This window comes from Escherichia sp. MOD1-EC5495, assembly GCF_002965965.1.
Lineage (GTDB): Bacteria > Pseudomonadota > Gammaproteobacteria > Enterobacterales > Enterobacteriaceae > Escherichia > Escherichia ruysiae.
In genome coordinates this window covers 51,381-71,303 of sequence record NZ_PTRI01000024.1, presented here as the reverse complement: position 1 = coordinate 71,303, position 19,923 = coordinate 51,381, and the positions used below count along the sequence as shown (strand labels likewise).

14 protein-coding genes and 1 pseudogene are annotated in these 19,923 nt (G+C 50.2%); 6 read left to right on the top strand and 9 right to left on the bottom strand.

The window, feature by feature from the left end:
• Positions 1-55: 55 nt before the first annotated feature.
• The 9 genes and pseudogenes from BEG40_RS18210 to thpR form a co-directional block, all read right to left on the bottom strand.
• Positions 56-2,230 (bottom strand): annotated as a pseudogene (locus tag BEG40_RS18210) (outer membrane usher protein); the annotation flags it as partial.
• Positions 2,231-2,264: 34 nt separating this feature from the next.
• Positions 2,265-3,005, bottom strand: a complete 741-nt coding sequence (locus BEG40_RS18205) for a fimbrial chaperone (RefSeq protein ID WP_105285885.1) — start codon at positions 3,003-3,005, stop codon at positions 2,265-2,267.
• Positions 3,006-3,114: 109 nt separating this feature from the next.
• Complete coding sequence (locus BEG40_RS18200) at positions 3,115-3,699, bottom strand: fimbrial protein (RefSeq protein ID WP_021550212.1); 585 nt, start codon at positions 3,697-3,699, stop codon at positions 3,115-3,117.
• Between the two features lie 353 nt (positions 3,700-4,052).
• On the bottom strand, positions 4,053-4,532 hold the full coding sequence (folK, locus tag BEG40_RS18195; RefSeq protein WP_000215160.1) for a 2-amino-4-hydroxy-6-hydroxymethyldihydropteridine diphosphokinase: 480 nt from the start codon (positions 4,530-4,532) through the stop codon (positions 4,053-4,055).
• Positions 4,529-5,926, bottom strand: a complete 1,398-nt coding sequence (pcnB, locus tag BEG40_RS18190) for a polynucleotide adenylyltransferase PcnB (RefSeq protein WP_206748363.1) — start codon at positions 5,924-5,926, stop codon at positions 4,529-4,531. Before pcnB ends, folK begins: the two co-directional genes overlap by 4 nt.
• 59 nt (positions 5,927-5,985) lie before the next feature.
• Complete coding sequence (gene gluQRS / locus BEG40_RS18185; RefSeq protein ID WP_176242447.1) at positions 5,986-6,882, bottom strand: tRNA glutamyl-Q(34) synthetase GluQRS; 897 nt, start codon at positions 6,880-6,882, stop codon at positions 5,986-5,988.
• A gap of 66 nt (positions 6,883-6,948) precedes the next feature.
• Positions 6,949-7,404 carry an RNA polymerase-binding protein DksA gene (dksA, locus tag BEG40_RS18180; RefSeq protein ID WP_001155227.1) on the bottom strand — a complete coding sequence of 152 codons (456 nt, stop codon included), beginning with the start codon at positions 7,402-7,404 and terminating at the stop codon, positions 6,949-6,951.
• Between the two features lie 177 nt (positions 7,405-7,581).
• Positions 7,582-8,286 (bottom strand): DNA/RNA nuclease SfsA, encoded by a 705-nt coding sequence (sfsA, locus tag BEG40_RS18175; protein WP_105285883.1) that lies wholly within the window; start codon positions 8,284-8,286, stop codon positions 7,582-7,584.
• 14 nt (positions 8,287-8,300) lie between these two features.
• Positions 8,301-8,831, bottom strand: coding sequence for an RNA 2',3'-cyclic phosphodiesterase (thpR, locus tag BEG40_RS18170; protein WP_105285882.1), 531 nt, complete (start codon positions 8,829-8,831; stop codon positions 8,301-8,303).
• Between the two features lie 73 nt (positions 8,832-8,904).
• On the opposite strand from thpR, the gene hrpB reads away from it, so the two are divergent.
• The 6 genes from hrpB to fhuA all read left to right on the top strand — a co-directional run bounded on the left by hrpB (position 8,905) and on the right by fhuA (position 19,917).
• A complete protein-coding gene (hrpB, locus tag BEG40_RS18165) occupies positions 8,905-11,334 on the top strand; it encodes an ATP-dependent helicase HrpB (RefSeq protein ID WP_105285881.1) in 2,430 nt (809 codons plus the stop codon).
• 132 nt (positions 11,335-11,466) lie between these two features.
• Positions 11,467-13,971: a bifunctional glycosyl transferase/transpeptidase gene (gene mrcB, locus BEG40_RS18160; RefSeq protein ID WP_000918200.1), complete on the top strand. Its 2,505-nt coding sequence runs from the start codon at positions 11,467-11,469 to the stop codon at positions 13,969-13,971.
• Positions 13,972-14,297: 326 nt separating this feature from the next.
• Positions 14,298-16,454, top strand: a complete 2,157-nt coding sequence (locus BEG40_RS18155) for a DNA methyltransferase (RefSeq protein ID WP_105285880.1) — start codon at positions 14,298-14,300, stop codon at positions 16,452-16,454.
• Positions 16,454-17,116: a hypothetical protein gene (locus tag BEG40_RS18150; RefSeq protein WP_286135151.1), complete on the top strand. Its 663-nt coding sequence runs from the start codon at positions 16,454-16,456 to the stop codon at positions 17,114-17,116. Before BEG40_RS18155 ends, BEG40_RS18150 begins: the two co-directional genes overlap by 1 nt.
• 33 nt (positions 17,117-17,149) lie before the next feature.
• Entirely contained in the window at positions 17,150-17,419 is a 270-nt protein-coding gene (locus BEG40_RS22180) for a hypothetical protein (RefSeq protein WP_286135150.1), read from the top strand.
• 254 nt (positions 17,420-17,673) lie between these two features.
• A complete protein-coding gene (gene fhuA, locus BEG40_RS18145; RefSeq protein ID WP_000135208.1) occupies positions 17,674-19,917 on the top strand; it encodes a ferrichrome porin FhuA in 2,244 nt (747 codons plus the stop codon).
• The last annotated feature ends 6 nt before the right edge of the window (positions 19,918-19,923 follow it).

Below are 19,923 nucleotides of genomic sequence, written 5' to 3'. Positions count from 1 at the left end.
GACTATCACTTATTTAAGTGATATTGGTTGTCTGGAGATTCAGGGGGCCAGTCTAATAGCCCCAGCGATCGACCGTACTATTACCGTAATTTATGCGAGCGCCTTTTGCTCCAGGGGCCTGAACAACTGCCAGTGTGTCTGAGTCGCTGAAACTGTCATTACTGAATGTCAGACCACCGCGATGTAGTACAAAACCACCGTCAGTATTGAGAGAAAATTGACGGCTGTTATCGCTACTTGCGGAAACTGAACCAGCCAACGTACCCCAGGGGGATTCATAACTGGCATAGCCTCCGATATAGCTCAAATTGTTACTGGATTTATTCATCGTATAGCCAGTATTCACGCTGTAACTGACACGATTGTTTTCACTAAAACCACTGCTGCTGACATTGAGTTGGTTGTTGCCTTTAAAGTCACTATTTAACTGAGTATCAATAGTCTGAAAGCCAGAATCGCGGTGTTCTGTACCCAGAAGCTTTTCAATAGGAATGGTGAAACTGAGATAAACACTGTCTTCGTCTTCACCTTGTTGAGACCATGAACGCTGTGCACTGATGCTATAACTGCCCCAGGATGCACTATTACTGTAACCTATTGAGTAATTGCTCCGACTTTGCCCGGAAACCCAGTAGTCAGACCAACTTCCGGAAAGATAAAACGAACCGTAATCTTCTTTTTCATATTTCAGAGGCTGGTTAATACTTACCGTAACCTGATTTTTCATGCGTGAGTAATTGCGCATGGATTGCGGTTCAAGATCTTGTTCTGGATGCTTTACCTCATCAATCAGAGTCAGAGCATCATTGAGGCCAAGGTAGTTTTGTGTTGAGTAACGATAAGCTGCGATATTGAATGAAGTGCGTGTATCTTCGAACAATTTATTCCATGAAAGACGATAACTTTGCCCCTGATATGTTTTATCGTCCGGGATGCGGACATTGGAGTGAGTCACATCGACAGAAAATGCGCCAAGGCTGGTATTAAGGCCAAGCCCCAGTAATCCTGCGGTGTAGTTATTATCGGTAAGTTGAATACCTGTATAACCCGTCAGGTAGTTGTTTAAACCATAGTAATAGCTGGCCTGGAATAAGTTAGGCTCATCTTGAATATCATCTTTTAATACCTGACCACCGCTGATATCCCACCGACCAACGCCTGGACGTAACATTTGTACTACCGATGAAAATGGCTGTGAAAAAGTGCGTTTGCTTCCATCGGATTCTTCAATTGTGATGATCAGATCGCTGCCATAGCCTGATGGGCTGAGATCATCAATGGTAAATGCGCCAGGCGGTACAGTCGTTTCATAGATCTTATAACCACCCTGAGTAACGGTAACTTTTGCGTTAGTGTTGGCGACGCCATGAATAATCGGGGCAAAGCTGGCCAACGCCGGAGGTAACATTCTACTGTCGCTATAAAAGCGAATACCGCGAATACTGACCGAATCAAATGTTTCACCAGTGGTATATGATTCGCCAATAATTAGTTGTGAGCGTAATGAAGCGAGATCGCGTTGTAGATACCGATTCTGAAAATCATAATCGCCATTAGAATTGGTCATCCAGCTGTAGTTACCTGAGGCGCGCAAGCGCCATGCTCCTAAATTTACGCCACCGTTAAATGCGGTATAAATGCTGTCATTTTTCCTGTCAGGACTTTCACTGTGATAACCGTTGATGTTGTAAGACAGCATGGCGGCGTTAATACCGTCTTCCCACAATGAAGGATCAACATAGTTTTGATAATTCTTCATTACCCATGCCTGGGGAACATCAATATCCAGACGTTGATCGTTCACATCATAACGGACAGATGCCTGTGGAATCATTGCTGCAATGTTGAGGCAATCGCCCAGTTCTTCATCACGCTCAAGCAAGACGATTGTTTCGCTTATCGCCTCTGGTGGCGTAATGTGAAACTGATACAAATTCTTCAGCGTGATACAGGCCAGTGCGTTTTTTTTCCCTTCAACAACAATAAAAGGGATGCTCTGATTGGTAACCGGTTGATTATTAACATAAATACTTACGTCATAAATACCCGGTAGCGTGGGGTTGCCCTCACTGTATCGACTAAGGTCAATATTGGAAGTATTCTGTCCCATCAGGAAGGTTGGGTCGTATTCAACTTGTTCTGCGCTTAGGCAACTGGAGCTATAAAGCAGCGCGCAAAACGTAGCGATCTGCGTGAGGTTGTGATGAATTATCGTTGTTTTATAGGGCACGTTCTGCTTCCTGCTACGTTATATCTTTGCCAAATTACAGCCTGGCTTCGCCTTCAATTGCGCCACCAAAATCGTTAATGGCGTAGAAATGCACTTTTGCTGAGGCAGTTTTGCCGCTGATACCATTTACCTTGATGACATCGTCACTGAATGGCGCAACCATCTTCATATCAAGCGGATAGCGTTTGCCATTGGCTTCTAAATCGCCACTACTAAAAGAGACGTGATAAGGCGTTGGATTAGAAACGCGTAATGCCGTTTGGCCTCCAGCAGCAGCCCAGGACCATTTCAGGGCTAGCGGGGCTTCAGAAGGATTCCCACTTAAACCTTCCGGGCGATAAAAAAGTTTGATTCGGGTGCGAAATGCCAACTGGAGCAGGCTTTGATCAGCCACTTTTTCGGCGTCAGGTTTTGGCGGAACTTCCAGCACGTTAAACCAGAACACACTTTCTTTGTCTTTTGGCAGAGGAGTGCTGGCGGTATACATCAGTTTGATTGTTTGACCCCGTTTTGCATCAATACGGGATACGGGGGGAGTTGCAGTAAATGGCACGGAAATAGAACCTGGCTCGGCATTATCATCACCCGTGTCTAACCAACTCTGAACAAGTAAAGGATTATTGCCTTTATTTTCCAGACGAACATTTACGCTTTTTTGATCACTTTTATAAATGACACGCGTACCAGAAATTACAATATCCGCTAACGCTGGTGCGCTAAAAGCCATACAAGCCGCGATACAAAATGCTGCTGTATGTTTGGTATTTAAAAACATAAACCATCCCTGACAGAGTTAATAGGAACAAGGGAATAAACATCAGGAGTCTTTCTCACGGATGTTATTCCCTATATAAATTCAATCAATTCATTTGATTGATGAATAATTACCGGTAAGTTACGGTATATGCTGTATTGGTTCTTACAAAACCAGCGGTCGCAGCCGTGCTTGCATCTTCACGAACGTAAGAGGCTTTGAAATCAAACGTTGCAGATTTTGATGTGGCATCCAGCGGTTTTGAATAGATATCGCCTGTGTTATTGATTTTAACTTGTTTAATAGTAGAACCATCAATGTTGTGCAGAGCGATATTCACACCAACAGACGGGGTGTTGATGGACATATCGTTATTCAGCGTACCTTTGCTGTTACCAAAGAAAACGGTGCCAAACGTCATATCAGCGGTAGTGCCAGGTGCTGGGTTAGCTTTGCTGCAGTCAACAGTGATGCTAAAAGGTTTAGCTTTGGCACCAACGGTTGTTTCCAGTACGCCGTCAGAGATATCAGCAACGGTAGCGGTTTGCAGCAGGATCAGACCATCATTATTGCCGCCATCAACACGCGTTTCACAGGTATTATCTACTACCAGACCGCTGATGTTTAACTGACCACCATCTAAAGCTGCTGAAGCAGAACCTGCAACCATTGCCAGCACCAGGCCGGACAGGGCAAAACCTAATTTTTTAGACATAAAAATCCTTGAATAATATTCCATAAGCAGATGACTTATTTTGTAACACCGGCGTAAATACATAACGGATGTGCAACAAATAAGTTTGTTAATGATAGATGCCTGAACTTACCAAATGTTACAACCATTCATCATTAAGCCGCATATTGTGCATATCTAATATTATAAATCCACTTAATTAGATTTTAAGTAAAAATAAATTTTAAAATGGTGAAGGATGGTGTATGGAAGGTGGGAGTATTCAGAGATATTAATATCCAATAAAGGATAACTCTTATTATCTTAATCGAATTGATTTGGCAATTGAGGTGGGGGTATTTTCAGAAAAAATTTATATTCAGTGCAAAAATGAATTACCATTTATTTAATTTACTGAAGCCTTTTGTTTTTAAAAGACCAACTAAATTGTCCCCATCAGGAAACACCACGTCAGGCGCAATCTCAAACAACGGCCACAGCATAAAGCCACGATTTTTCATATCGTAGTGTGGAACGGTCAGGCGTTCGGTATTTATCACTTCATTACCAAACAGCATGATATCGAGATCCAGCGTGCGCGGTCCCCAGCGTTCAGCTTTACGGACGCGACCTTGCTGCAATTCAATACGCTGTGTGTGATTGAGTAACTCTTCGGGCGCGAGAGTGGTTTCAAGTGCCACGGCAGCATTCAGATAATCAGGTTGATCTTGCGGCCCCAGCGGTGGGGTGCGGTAAAACGAAGAAACGGCAAGAATGCGGCTTTCAGGGATATCGCCTAAGGCTTTCACGGCAGCATTGACCTGCTCCAGCGGAGAGGCCAGATTGCTGCCTATGGCAATATATGCCACTGTCATGCGGTGCCCTCACGACGAGGTGCGCGTTTGCGTGGGCGACGAGTACGACGACGAGCTGACGGTTCTTCATCCAGTTCGTTAAGCATCCCTTTTTGGTCTGGCGGCGCGGAAACCTGGAACTCACCCCACCATTTCACCAGACGTTGCAGTTCAGCGTTACGCTCAACTTCAGCTCGCAAGGCCAACAGGTCGTAAGCCGCACGGAACTTAGGATGCTCCAGCAGTTTCCATGCACGTTTACCCTGACGACGGGACATACGCAACTGTAGCTGCCAGATATCGCGGGTTAAAGTCGTCAGACGTTTCGGGATCGCCAGTGAACGGCAGGCTTCGTCCAGAACGTCGTTCATCGCCAGCGCGAAAGCGTCGTGATAGGTCAGGCCGCTTTCCTGGGCGATCTTCTGTGCTGTTTCCAGCAGTGGATACCAGAACATGGCGGCAAACAGGAACGCCGGGTTCACACGCATATCGTTATGGATACGCGTATCGGTATTCTTCAGAACTTGCTCAATGATCCGCTCCATCGGGCTGTCGCCATTTTCCGTGAAGTAACGGGTAATGGTCGGGAACAGCGGCTGGAACAGATGATATTCACACAGCAGTTTATAGGTTTCGTAACCGTAGCCCGCTTGTAGCAGCTTAAGAGACTCTTCAAACAGGCGCGCCGGAGGGATATCGTTCAGCAGGGTAGCGAGGCGAGGGATCGGTTCTGCGGTTTCCGGGCTGATGCGCATACCCAGTTTTGCCGCAAAACGTACCGCGCGCAGCATACGTACCGGATCTTCACGGTAGCGCGTTTCCGGGTTACCAATCAGACGGATAACGCCGTCTTTCAGATCCTTCATGCCGCCAACGTAATCACGGACGGTAAAATCCGCGACGCTGTAATACAGGCTGTTGATAGTGAAATCGCGGCGCTGGGCGTCTTCTTCGATGGAACCGAAAATGTTGTCGCGCAGCAACATGCCATTTTGCCCGCGTTGGGAGGTCGTGCGGTCGCTGACGTTACCTTCGTGGTGTCCACGGAAGGTTGCGACTTCGATAATCTCCGGGCCAAACATCACATGAGCAAGACGGAAACGGCGACCCACCAGGCGGCAGTTACGGAATAGTTTACGCACCTGCTCAGGCGTGGCGTTGGTGGTCACGTCAAAATCTTTCGGCTTTTTGCCAAGTAACAGGTCGCGCACGCCGCCGCCAACCAGCCAGGCTTCGTATCCCGCTTTATTGAGCCTGTACATTACCTTCAGGGCATTTTCACTGATATCTTTGCGGGAGATAGCATGTTGCTCACGCGGGATCACCGTCACCTGGGGACGGGCGGCAGCCTGTTCAGCCTCGCTTTCCTCGCGGCTTAGCACCTTGCGGCAAAAATTAGCGACTCGGGTAAAAATAGTACACCTCGGTAGTGTCAAACATCATTCAGGACAAAAAAATAGCGGCTAATCATAGCTCAGCATGACGCATTTGAGAATGTTGAATTTACAATTGCCGACTCAGGCACGGCGGTCAGCGTCCAGTTTTTGACGGCTGACTGAAGGATTTGCTCGACGCTGAAATCCTGCCAGTGTGTTTCTGCCTGCTGACCCAGAAATTGAAGCGCGGCGATTAACACCGGGCGAGGATCGCCTTTCGGCAACGCAGGCGCATGATTCTGCTTGGAAAGTTTAGCGCCTTGTGCGTTAAGCGCCAGCGGCAAATGAATGTAATCTGGCACCTGCCAGCCAAAAAGCTGGTACAGCGAGATTTGTCGCACCGTCGGTTCAATCAAATCTGCGCCACGGACAATTTCTGTCACGCCCAGGAAGTGATCGTCAACCACCACTGCCAGGTTATAGGCGAACAAACCGTCACGGCGATGAATAATAAAATCTTCCCGCGCCAGTTTTTCGTCAGCGTGAATAATACCGCGCAGCTGATCGGTAAACTGGGTGACCGGATGCTGCTGGCGGATGCGTACTGCTGCGTTTTCTGGGGAATGATGTAATTCACGGCAATGACCGTCGTAAATACCGCCAATGCTGTGAATACGCGCACGCGTACAGGTGCAGTAATAACTTAGCCCTTGCTCACGTAACCAGGCGAGTGCTTCGCGATAGGCGTCATGACGTTGCGATTGCCAGAGAACATTGCCGTCCCAGTACAGACCGTAATGTTCCAGCTGGCGCAGGATTGTCTCTGCGGCACCGGGAACTTCACGAGGCGGGTCGATATCTTCAATGCGTACCAGCCAGCGACCTTGCCGGGCGCGTGCCTGTAGATAGCTACCAAGCGCGGCAATCAGAGAGCCAAAATGAAGCTCGCCGGAAGGAGAGGGGGCGAAGCGACCAATATAGTGTGTGTCTGTCATCTCGTTGAACAAAAAATAAGGCGGGAGCATTTCCCGCCTGTGGTAAACGTGATGGAACGGCTGTAATTAGCCAGCCATCTGTTTTTCGCGAATTTCAGCCAGCGTTTTGCAGTCGATGCACAGATCGGCTGTCGGGCGCGCTTCCAGACGACGAATACCAATTTCAACACCGCAGGATTCGCAGTAGCCGAAATCTTCGTCTTCCACTTTTTTCAGCGTCTTCTCGATCTTTTTGATCAGCTTACGCTCGCGATCGCGGTTACGCAGTTCGAGGCTGAACTCTTCTTCCTGGGCTGCACGGTCTACCGGGTCCGGGAAGTTGGCTGCTTCATCCTGCATATGTGTAACGGTGCGATCGACTTCATCCCTGAGTTGATTACGCCATGCTTCCAGAATACGACGGAAGTGCGCCAGCTGGGCTTCATTCATATACTCTTCGCCCGGCTTCTCCTGATATGGTTCCACCCCAGCGATGGCGAGAATACTCAGGGACGATGTTTTACGGTTTTGCCCTTCTTGCATGTTGCTTCTCCTTAACACGCACTATCGATCCCCATGTTCGGGGGAAAAATGAGGCCGCTATAAATAGCAGATGCTTTTCCGGATAGCAATTATCTAAACGTAACACTTGACAACTGTGTGAGGAAAAGCGTATTTGCGCACGCGACCAGAATGTAAATTAACCAGTTACTTACTTTACTACAATGTAACCGGCAGTGATTTTTTAAGAGCCATGCCTTCAGCAGAAAGTTCCGCTTTATAAGCCAGAATTTCTACCCCCTTCTGTTGAGCCTCTGACAATAGTTGCGCGTATTTCTCATCGATGTGGCGCGCGGGTGAAAACCGTGTAATGGCTGAATGCAGCACGGCAAAAAAAATCACTGCACGCTGACCTTCAGCTGCTACGCTCATCAACTCCCGAAGATGTTTCTGACCTCGTTCAGTGACTGCATCGGGAAAGTATCCCTGTTCATTTTCCGCTAACGTAACCGATTTCACTTCAATATAGCAGTCAGGTCGAAACCTCGCCTGTAACATGAAGTCAATACGACTGCGCTCGGCGCCGTATTTTACTTCGCTTTTCAGCGAGCTATAGCCTGACAGTTCCGAAATATCCCCATTGAGGATAGCCTCTTTCGTCAACCTGTTTGCCCAAAGTGTATTGACGCAAATAAATGCACCGCTTTGGCTTTGGGTCAATTCCCAGGTGTGTGGATATTTCCGTTTTGTGTTGTCGGAAGTGGAATACCAGACGGTATCGCCAGGCGTTGCACAACCGGTCATCGCACCTGTATTAGGGCAGTGTAGCGTTAATTCGCGGTCATCGGGTGTGATCACATCGGCTAAAAAGCGTTTATAACGCTGAACCAGCGTGGCGCGTTGTAGAGGGGGTGAAAATTTCATTGTGACAACCCTTGTTATTGCGTCAGTGTCCAGCGTTTTAGCGGCGTGTAGCGTGTGCGCCCACGGACAAACGAGGAGGCGTAGAGGGTAAACTCCGTCACCGCATATGACCAGTTAAAACCAGGCGGCGGGATTGTCACCGCCTCGCTGGCGTCGCGCAATAAGGTGATATGCGGATGAAACGGTCGATTGCTTTGAAAACAACCACTGCGAGCGGCCTGCGAACGGAGCATATTTGCTAACTGGATTAAGCCGCGCGGTGGCTGGCGCATCCCTAACCACACCACTCGCGAACGCAGCCACTGACCGGCGTCATCAAGCGTCAGAGTGAAGCCCGGTTGACGAATACGTCCGGCTAAAAGAGAAAGCGCCTTCTCTTTCTCTGCGCTCACTTCGCCTAAAAACGCCAGCGTCAGATGCAAATTTTCGGCGGCAACCGGGCGCCCCGCTTCTGGCGGAAATTGTGCGGCGCGCCAGTGGATAATCTGTTCGCGAATTTCTGCGGGTAAGTCGATGGCAAAGAACAGCCGTTGCGGTTCAGACATGTGAGGCACTCGGTTATGAATTACCGCGATGCTACAATGTGGCGCGAAGAATGTTAACCCTCAGGAGCGTTTTGTGTCGTCGTTGCCCGTTGCTGCCGTCTTACCTGAATTACTTGCTGCTCTCGATACCGCACCGCAGGTGTTATTAAGCGCGCCGACCGGAGCCGGGAAATCGACCTGGCTGCCGCTGCAACTGCTGGCGCATCCAGGCATTAACGGAAAAATTATCCTGCTGGAGCCACGGCGTCTGGCGGCACGTAACGTTGCGCAACGACTGGCGGAGCTGCTTAACGAAAAGCCTGGTGACACGGTTGGCTACCGGATGCGTGCACAAAATTGCGTGGGGCCGAATACCCGACTGGAAGTCGTTACTGAAGGTGTACTGACGCGCATGATCCAACGCGACCCAGAACTGAGCGGCGTCGGTATGGTGATCCTTGATGAATTTCATGAACGCAGTTTGCAGGCGGATTTGGCGCTGGCATTGTTACTCGATGTGCAACAAGGGCTGCGCGATGACTTAAAGCTGCTGATTATGTCGGCTACGCTGGATAATGACCGTTTACAGCAGATGCTGCCAGAAGCGCCGGTTGTTGTTTCTGAAGGACGTTCTTATCCGGTTGAACGCCGTTATTTGCCGCTGCCTGCTCATCAACGCTTTGACGAGGCCGTTGCGGTTGCTACCGCTGAATTGCTGCGTCAGGAAAGCGGATCATTACTGCTATTTTTACCCGGCGTCGGAGAAATTCAGCGCGTTCAGGAACAACTGGCTTCGCGCATCGGCAGTGATGTGCTGCTCTGCCCGCTGTATGGTGTGTTGTCGCTGAACGATCAGCGAAAAGCGATCCTCCCCGCACCACAAGGAATGCGCAAAGTGGTGCTGGCGACCAATATTGCTGAAACCAGTTTAACTATTGAAGGTATTCGTCTGGTGGTAGACAGCGCCCAGGAGCGTGTAGCGCGCTTTGATCCGCGCACGGGGCTTACGCGACTGATCACTCAACGCGTTAGTCAGGCATCAATGACGCAACGTGCCGGGCGTGCCGGGCGTCTGGAGCCGGGCATTTGTTTACATCTGATAGCCAAAGAACAGGCAGAACGCGCTGCCGCGCAAAGTGAACCGGAGATCTTACAAAGCGATCTCTCCGGTTTGCTGATGGAATTACTGCAATGGGGATGCAGCGATCCGGCGCAGATGAGCTGGCTGGATCAACCGCCAGCGGTGAATCTACAGGCGGCGAAACGTCTGTTACAAATGCTGGGGGCGCTGGACGGTGAACGGCTAAGCTCGAAAGGGCAAAAAATGGCGACGCTGGGTAACGACCCGCGTTTAGCGGCAATGCTGGTGAGTGCGAATAGCGACGACGAAGCCGCTACCGCCGCAAAAATTGCCGCCATTCTCGAAGAGCCGCCACGGATGGGGAATAGCGATCTGGGTGTGGCGTTTTCGCGCAATCAACCGGCCTGGCAGCAACGCAGTCAGCAACTGTTAAAACGCTTAAATGTGCGTGGTGGCGATGCAGACAGTTCGCTTATCGCGCCGCTTCTCGCCAGGGCGTTTGCCGATCGTATTGCTCGCCGCCGTGGGCAAGAGGGGCGCTATCAACTGGCGAACGGCATGGGAGCAATGCTGGACAGTGATGATGCCTTAAGCCGCCATGAATGGCTGGTAGCGCCGTTATTATTGCAGGGCAGCTCCTCGCCGGATGCGCGAATTTTACTGGCGCTACCGGTCGATATTGATGAGTTAGTACAACGCTGCCCGCAGCTGCTATATCAATCTGACACCGTTGAATGGGACGATGTTCAAGGTACGTTGAAAGCCTGGCGTCGGCTGCAGATTGGTCAGCTCACAGTAAAAGTACAGCCGCTGGCGAAACCGTCGGAAGATGAATTACATCATGCAATGCTCAACGGTATTCGCGATAAAGGTCTAAGCGTACTTAACTGGACGCCGGAAGCGGAACAGCTACGTTTGCGTTTGCTGTGTGCTGCGAAGTGGCTACCGGAATATGACTGGCCAGCGGTTGATGAGGCAAATTTGCTGGCGACGCTGGAAACGTGGCTGCTGCCACATATGACCGGAGTGCATTCACTGCGAGGTCTGAAATCACTCGATATTTATCAGGCGCTGCGCGGATTACTTGATTGGGGAATGCAGCAACGGCTGGATAGTGAACTTCCTGCGCATTACACTGTGCCGACGGGAAGCCGGATCGCCATTCGTTATCATGAAGATAACCCCCCTGCGCTGGCGGTGAGAATGCAGGAGATGTTTGGCGAAGCCACCAATCCGACGATTGCCCAGGGGCGCGTGCCGTTGGTGCTGGAGCTGCTTTCACCCGCCCAAAGGCCGCTGCAAATCACGCGTGATTTAAGCGCCTTCTGGCAAGGGGCGTATCGCGAAGTGCAAAAAGAGATGAAGGGGCGTTATCCCAAACATGTCTGGCCGGACGACCCCGCCAACACCGCGCCGACGCGCCGGACGAAAAAGTATTCGTGAGGTTGGTTTTCTCCCTCTCCCTCAAGGGAGAGGGAACCGATCGAGCACAAAATTTGAGAGATATCTTCTTCTGTCTTGCAACGGAAGAACAGAAAATCGGGCTTTTGCGCCTGAATATTGCGGAGAAAAAGTATGGCCGGGAATGACCGCGAGCCAATTGGACGCAAAGGGAAACCGACGCGTCCTGTCAAACAAAAGGTAAGCCGTCGTCGTTATGAAGATGACGATGATTATGATGACTATGAGGATGAAGAACCGATGCCGCGCAAAGGTAAAGGCAAAGGGCGTAAGCCTCGTGGTAAACGCGGCTGGCTCTGGCTGCTACTGAAACTGGGCATCGTATTTGCGGTGTTAATCGCCGTTTATGGGGTTTATCTCGATCAAAAAATTCGCAGCCGTATTGATGGCAAGGTCTGGCAATTGCCAGCGGCAGTTTATGGTCGGATGGTAAACCTTGAGCCAGACATGACCATCAGCAAGAACGAGATGGTGAAACTGCTGGAGGCAACCCAGTATCGTCAGGTGTCGAAGATGACCCGTCCTGGCGAATTTACCGTGCAGGCTAACAGCATTGAGATGATCCGCCGTCCGTTTGATTTCCCGGATAGTAAAGAAGGGCAGGTGCGTGCGCGTCTGACCTTTGATGGCGATCATCTGGCGACTATCGTCAATATGGAGAACAACCGTCAATTCGGTTTCTTCCGCCTTGATCCGCGACTGATAACGATGATCTCTTCGCCAAACGGCGAGCAACGTCTGTTTGTGCCGCGCAGTGGCTTCCCGGATCTGCTGGTGGATACCTTGCTGGCGACGGAAGACCGGCATTTCTACGAGCATGACGGTATCAGCCTCTACTCCATCGGACGTGCGGTTCTGGCGAACCTGACTGCCGGACGCACGGTGCAGGGGGCGAGTACGCTGACGCAACAGTTGGTGAAAAACTTGTTCCTTTCCAGTGAGCGTTCTTACTGGCGTAAAGCGAACGAAGCTTACATGGCGCTGATCATGGATGCGCGTTACAGCAAAGATCGTATTCTTGAGCTGTATATGAACGAGGTGTATCTCGGTCAGAGCGGTGACAACGAAATCCGTGGTTTCCCGCTGGCGAGCCTGTATTACTTTGGGCGTCCGGTGGAAGAGTTGAGCCTTGATCAGCAGGCGCTGCTAGTTGGTATGGTGAAAGGTGCGTCAATTTACAACCCGTGGCGTAACCCGAAACTGGCACTGGAGCGGCGTAATCTGGTGCTACGATTGCTGCAACAACAGCAGATTATTGATCAAGAACTCTACGACATGTTGAGCGCGCGTCCGTTGGGTGTACAGCCGCGCGGTGGGGTAATCTCTCCACAGCCTGCTTTTATGCAACTGGTACGTCAGGAGCTACAGGCGAAACTGGGCGATAAAGTGAAAGATCTCTCCGGCGTGAAGATCTTCACTACCTTTGACTCGGTGGCTCAGGACGCCGCAGAAAAAGCTGCTGTGGAAGGCATTCCGGCACTGAAGAAACAGCGTAAGTTGAGCGATCTGGAAACGGCGATTGTGGTCGTCGACCGCTTTAGTGGCGAAGTTCGTGCGATGGTCGGTGGTTCGGAACCGCAATTTGCGGGCTATAACCGTGCGATGCAGGCGCGTCGTTCGATTGGTTCACTGGCAAAACCGGCGACTTATCTGACGGCCTTAAGCCAGCCGAAAATCTATCGCCTGAATACGTGGATTGCCGATGCGCCCATCGCGCTGCGTCAGCCGAACGGTCAGGTCTGGTCACCGCAGAACGATGATCGTCGTTATAGCGAAAGCGGTAGAGTGATGCTGGTGGATGCGCTGACGCGTTCGATGAACGTGCCAACGGTAAATCTGGGGATGGCGCTGGGGCTGCCTGCGGTTACGGACACCTGGATTAAGCTGGGCGTGCCGAAAGATCAGCTGAATCCGGTTCCGGCGATGCTGCTGGGGGCGTTGAACCTGACGCCAATCGAAGTGGCACAGGCATTCCAGACTATCGCCAGCGGCGGTAACCGCGCACCGCTTTCTGCACTGCGTTCAGTGATTGCTGAAGATGGTAAAGTGCTCTATCAGAGCTTCCCGCAGGCGGAACGCGCTGTTCCGGCGCAGGCGGCGTATCTGACACTATGGACCATGCAACAGGTTGTGCAGCGTGGTACGGGTCGTCAGCTTGGGGCTAAATATCCAAATCTGCATCTGGCAGGGAAAACAGGGACTACCAACAACAACGTTGATACCTGGTTTGCGGGCATTGACGGCAGCACGGTGACCATCACCTGGGTAGGCCGCGATAACAACCAGCCAACTAAGCTGTATGGTGCCAGCGGGGCAATGTCGATTTACCAGCGTTATCTGGCTAACCAGACGCCAACGCCGCTGAATCTTGTACCGCCGGAGGATATTGTGGATATGGGCGTAGACTACGACGGTAACTTTGTTTGCAGCGGTGGTATGAGAACTTTGCCAGTATGGACCAGCGATCCAGATTCGTTGTGCCAGCAAAGCGAGATTCAACAGCAGCCGTCGGGCAATCCGTTTGATCAGTCTTCTCAGCCGCAGCAGCCTGCGCAACAGGAGCAGAAAGACAGCGACGGCGTAGCAGGCTGGATCAAGGATATGTTTGGCAGTAATTAACGTTCTCAGGCAGTAATGCGTTGATACTAATGGCAGGTTCTCTGTTGATACAGGGAACCTGCTAAATTTAGTGGGATGCAAATATCAGAAGAAATTGACCTGTTTAATATTCAACGCAATGAATTTAAATATTTTTTGCGTGAAGCATTCTTCCTTTGATGCCAAAAGACATCCTCTCAGAATGGTCGATGAAAGCGTATCGACATAGCCTTTGCCGGACTTAATGAGAAAGCGAATCAAAAAGGTAAATAGTGAATGACTATAGCAGTGCACGCTAATGAGGTATCTCTCAACGTTGTTATTGGTATTAATGAGGGGGGCAAAAGATGATGCGCTCTGGTCAGCAAGTATCACATCCTGAGAATCACTATCAGGCATTATTGCAGGAAATTATGGCATTAAGTGGCATGGATCCGAAAGGCGTGGCGCAGTATCTCGGCACTTCTTACATTGCAGTTACTCGCTGGATTCGCGGAGATATTGAACCCAGTGCCGATACGATAAAAGAATTGCATGAGCTACTTGCGAAGCTCAATGCGGGTCTGGCGATCGATCTTGCAAATCTGAATACGACACGAACATTCGCCTCTCGTGGGATACGTAAAAAAACCACAGCCGACAAATATGAAGGCACGATTGTGCTGCGCGATGAGCCGGGCCCGGCTCTGCTCTCCCGACTTAAAAAAGGAGAACTTTGGGGCAATGGTGAATACCAGTTGGCTGAAATTCTTTCATCGCATCCTGAAGCCGCGCAGACCGTGAAAGAGGCTGTAGCGGAGGGCGTTTCAGCAGGAAAGAATACGTATACTTATGACGCGCATACATATCACACCAAAGTTCCGCCTCAAGGGATTGCCCAGGTGCTGCAAAAATATTTGCCCGAAGGCGGACTGGTACTTGATCCCTTTGCGGGAAGCGGCATGACAGGGGTTGCGGCGCTGACGACCGGTCATGATGCCATTCTCAATGAACTGTCACCTGCAGCCAGTTTTATCGCTAATCGATTTACATCGCAATGCGATCCCGCTGCGCTCGCGGCGGCGGTAAAAGTAGTTACTGATAGTCTGGCGGATCTGCGTAAAACCCTTTACACAACGCAATGCCGTACCTGTGGAAAAGAGGCGGAGTTGCTCTTTACTGTCTGGTCATACAAAGTCATTTGCAGCGAGTGTAGTAAGGAGTTTGTGCTTTGGGACGAATGCCGTAGCTACGGTAACACTGTGCGTGAACATAAATTTTTGCGCGAGTTCCCGTGCCCTCATTGCCATCATCAGGTCAAAAAATCGCGCCTTGCCCGAACGACGCCTGTGCCGGTTCTTGTGGGGTACAAATGCTGCGGTAAAGTTCAGTCTGAGGTGCCGCCTGTGGAGGCCGATCTTAAGCTCATTGCCGCAATTGACGCAGGCAAATATCTTGCTGAGGAGTTCATCCCGGATTTCGAGCTGCCAGATGGAGTGAATCTGGCACAGCCCAAGCGTCATGGTCTGACTAACATAAAGCATTTTTATACTGCCAGAAATCTGGCGGCGATGAGCCAGTTGTGGAAAGCGATTCATCGCGTTGAAGATACTAATATTGCCGCATTTCTCGGCTTTGTTTTCACTTCGCTCTATCAGCGTGTGACCCGGCTTTCTGAGTACCGTTTTTGGGGCGGCAGCGGTAATACGGCAAATTTAAATGTCCCTTATATTTTCAATGAAGCAAATATCTTTTTGACCTTCGAACGCAAAGCCAGATCAATTATTGATCACCTTGAAACCACGGCTAAAGCCTACGTTGGTCGTTGTCAGGTTAAAACGGGTTCCGCGACCGATCTTTCGTTTCTGCCGGATAATAGTGTTGATTTGATTTTCACCGATCCGCCGTTTGGAGCCAACATTAACTATAGCGAAATGAATATGTTGTGGGAGTCCTGGTTAATGTCCTATACGGATGCCACGGATGAAGCCATAGTTAATCGCGTACAAAAAAAGGATGCCAACAGATATCAGGAATTAATGACGCAGAGTCTGGCTGAAAGTTATCGTGTGCTAAGACCTGGACACTGGATGGTGTTGGTATTTATGAACTCTTCGGAAGATATCTGGAATCGTCTGCGTAATGCCGTGCTGGATGCTGGTTTTACCATTGAAAGGATCGATATTTTCGACAAGCAGCACGGTACGTTTAAGCAATTTGTTAGCGATAACACCGCAGGTGCTGATCTCATGCTGCATTGTCGTAAAGTTGAAAATGGCAACAAGCGAGCAGTGTCAACGGCGGAGGCGAAAACTATTTCAGTTAAGGAATTTCTGAGCCAGCGAAATGGTACGATCCCCGTGCTTCCTTATCTGCACGTTAAACGTGAGGCTGATATTGATTATCGCACTCTCTACAGCGAATATCTGGCTGAAAGTCTTTTACTGCATGGGAAAATGTTGGACTTCGCGACCTTCAGGTCTCAGGCAATTGCTCTTTTGGAAGGTAATAAGGACCCGTTGTAATGGCATACTTACAAGCATTTACTGATACTGAAAAGGTATTTGCTAAACGGTGGTTGGCAACTCAGGTTGCCGCCATGATGGGCAGAAAGCTGGAGGAAGGCGACTGGAGCCGCGTTTACTGCCTGGCAAAAAATATTCCCGATGGTGGCTGGAGCAATTTACATATTGATGTCAATTATCAGGGATTGGGGCTGGAGATGAAACTCTTGCGCATAGCAGGCCTGCGGGACAGACCGATCAAGTCAGTCTGCGGTACTACGCTTATGCACCCAGCTGCAACGCGTTCGATCCGTATTGATGATACCACTCGTGATGCTAACGATGTGATGCATGACGTCTTCCAGCAATACGCAGAGCTTATTGAACGTCGAACGCAAACGGTAAGAGATGCCGCACCTCATAAGACCCCTGATATGCGTACAGGCTGGCTGCTATGGGAGGATAGTCTGACGGAATTCCTCTATTTTGAAGAGCGGATGATCCCGCCAAATCCGGAGCAGTACACAGCAGTATGGAATGTTACTCCAGCTAAAGGGGCACGTAAGGCCAGCAAAAGTTTGTGGATATATGACCGGGATACAAAGCAGAAACGCTATTCAGTGACGACGAGTGCGGGTATCAAGATCCAGCCATATTTTGACGTGCCGCTGCCGTCAGACTAGAATCTTTGCTATTTTCGCGTGCAGAGTGAACCGGTGAATGAAGAGATCGTCCGCATGTGGGTTTCTGCCTCTACGGCTCAGGCACTAAAAAGCCGTCTGGGTTCGCTCGATACCGCCACCATGAATGAAGCAATTTTCCGTGCCATTGAACAGAGTGAGAACAACACTCAGGCGCCGGAAGTTGATGAAGGTCTGGCGGTTTCTATAGATATCAGTAAACAAGCGCACGTTCAGCTCGCGGAAGCCTGGGAGGCCGTGAGCGATGAGCACCGCGCGCAGCTTCTTCTGAAAGCGCTATCCTGACGCTGCTTGTGTAGACTGGGGAATAAATCACTACGCCTTGTGGAGTGAATGAACACAGGGCGTAGATAAATCAAGTTCAGTAACATCCCGCCTAAACAATTAACCCTTTCTTTTCATCTGATTGTTTATTGACCCTTCAGGGGCGCGCATATTGCGTACCGCTTGCGAACCCGTCAGCCTTTCGAATATTATCTTATCTTTATAATAATCATTCTCGTTTACGTTATCATTCACTTTACATCAGAGATATACCAATGGCGCGTTACAAAACTGCTCAGCCAAAACACTCGCTGCGTAAAATCGCAGTTGTAGTAGCCACAGCGGTTAGCGGCATGTCTGTTTATGCACAGGCAGCGGTTGAACCGAAAGAAGACACTATCACCGTTACCGCAGCACCTGCACCGCAAGAAAGCGCGTGGGGGCCGGCGGCTACCATAGCAGCGCGACAATCCGCTACCGGCACCAAAACAGATACGCCGATTCAAAAAGTGCCACAGTCTATTTCTGTTGTGACCGCCGAAGAGATGGCGCTGCATCAGCCTAAGTCAGTCAAAGAGGCACTTAGCTACACGCCGGGTGTCTCTGTTGGTACGCGTGGCGCATCCAACACCTATGACCACCTGATCATTCGCGGTTTTGCCGCAGAAGGCCAAAGCCAGAATAACTATCTGAACGGCCTGAAGTTGCAGGGTAACTTCTATAACGATGCGGTCATTGACCCGTATATGCTGGAACGTGCTGAAATTATGCGTGGCCCGGTTTCCGTGCTTTACGGTAAAAGCAGCCCTGGCGGCCTGTTGAACATGGTCAGCAAACGCCCGACTACCGAACCTCTGAAAGAAGTTCAGTTTAAAGCCGGTACTGACAGCCTGTTCCAGACCGGTTTTGACTTTAGTGATGCGCTGGATGATGACGGCGTTTACTCTTATCGTCTGACCGGTCTTGCGCGTTCTGCCAATGCTCAGCAGAAAGGGTCAGAAGAGCAGCGTTATGCTATTGCACCGGCGTTCACCTGGCGTCCGGACGATAAAACCAATTTCACCTTCCTTTCTTACTTCCAGAACGAGCCGGAAACCGGTTATTACGGCTGGTTGCCAAAAGAGGGAACCGTTGAGCCGCTGCCGAACGGTAAGCGTCTGCCGACGGACTTTAACGAAGGCGCGAAAAACAACACCTATTCTCGTAATGAGAAGATGGTAGGGTACAGCTTCGACCACGAATTTAACGATACCTTTACCGTGCGTCAGAACCTGCGCTTTGCGGAAAACAAAACCTCGCAAAACAGCGTTTATGGTTACGGTGTCTGCTCCGATCCGGCGAATGCTTACAGCCAACAATGTGCGGCATTAGCGCCTGCGGACAAAGGCCATTATCTGGCACGTAAATACGTCGTTGATGATGAGAAACTGCAAAACTTCTCTGTTGATACCCAGTTGCAGAGCAAGTTTGCCACTGGCGATATCGACCACACCCTGCTGACCGGTGTTGATTTCATGCGTATGCGTAACGACATCAACGCCTGGTTTGGTTACGACGACTCCGTACCGCTGCTCGATCTGTACAATCCGGTGAATACCGATTTCGACTTCAATGCGAAAGATCCGGCAAACTCCGGCCCTTACCGCATTCTGAATAAGCAGAAGCAAACGGGTATTTACGTTCAGGATCAGGCGCAGTGGGATAAAGTTCTGGTCACCCTGGGTGGCCGTTATGACTGGGCGGATCAAGAATCTCTTAACCGCGTTGCCGGGACGACCGATAAACGTGATGACAAACAGTTTACCTGGCGTGGTGGTGTTAACTACCTGTTTGATAATGGCGTAACACCGTACTTCAGCTATAGCGAATCGTTTGAACCTTCTTCCCAGGTCGGAAAGGATGGTAATATTTTCGCACCGTCTAAAGGTAAGCAGTACGAAGTCGGCGTGAAATATGTGCCGGAAGATCGCCCAATTGTGGTGACAGGTGCACTGTATAATCTCACCAAAACCAATAACCTGATGGCGGACCCTGAGGGTTCTTTCTTCTCGGTTGAAGGTGGCGAGATCCGCGCACGTGGCGTAGAAATCGAAGCAAAAGCGGCGTTGTCGGCGAGTGTTAACGTGGTGGGTTCTTATACCTACACCGATGCGGAATACACCACCGATACTACCTACAAAGGCAATACGCCTGCGCAGGTGCCAAAACACATGGCTTCTCTGTGGGCTGACTACACCTTCTTTGACGGCCCACTTTCAGGTCTGACGCTGGGCACTGGTGGTCGTTATACTGGCTCCAGCTATGGTGATCCGGCTAACTCCTTTAAAGTGGGAAGTTATACGGTCGTGGATGCGTTAGTGCGTTATGATCTGGCGCGAGTCGGTATGGCTGGCTCCAACGTGGCGCTGCATGTCAACAACCTGTTCGATCGTGAATACGTCGCCAGCTGCTTTAATACCTATGGCTGCTTCTGGGGCGCAGAACGTCAGGTCGTTGCAACCGCAACCTTCCGTTTCTAATTTCTC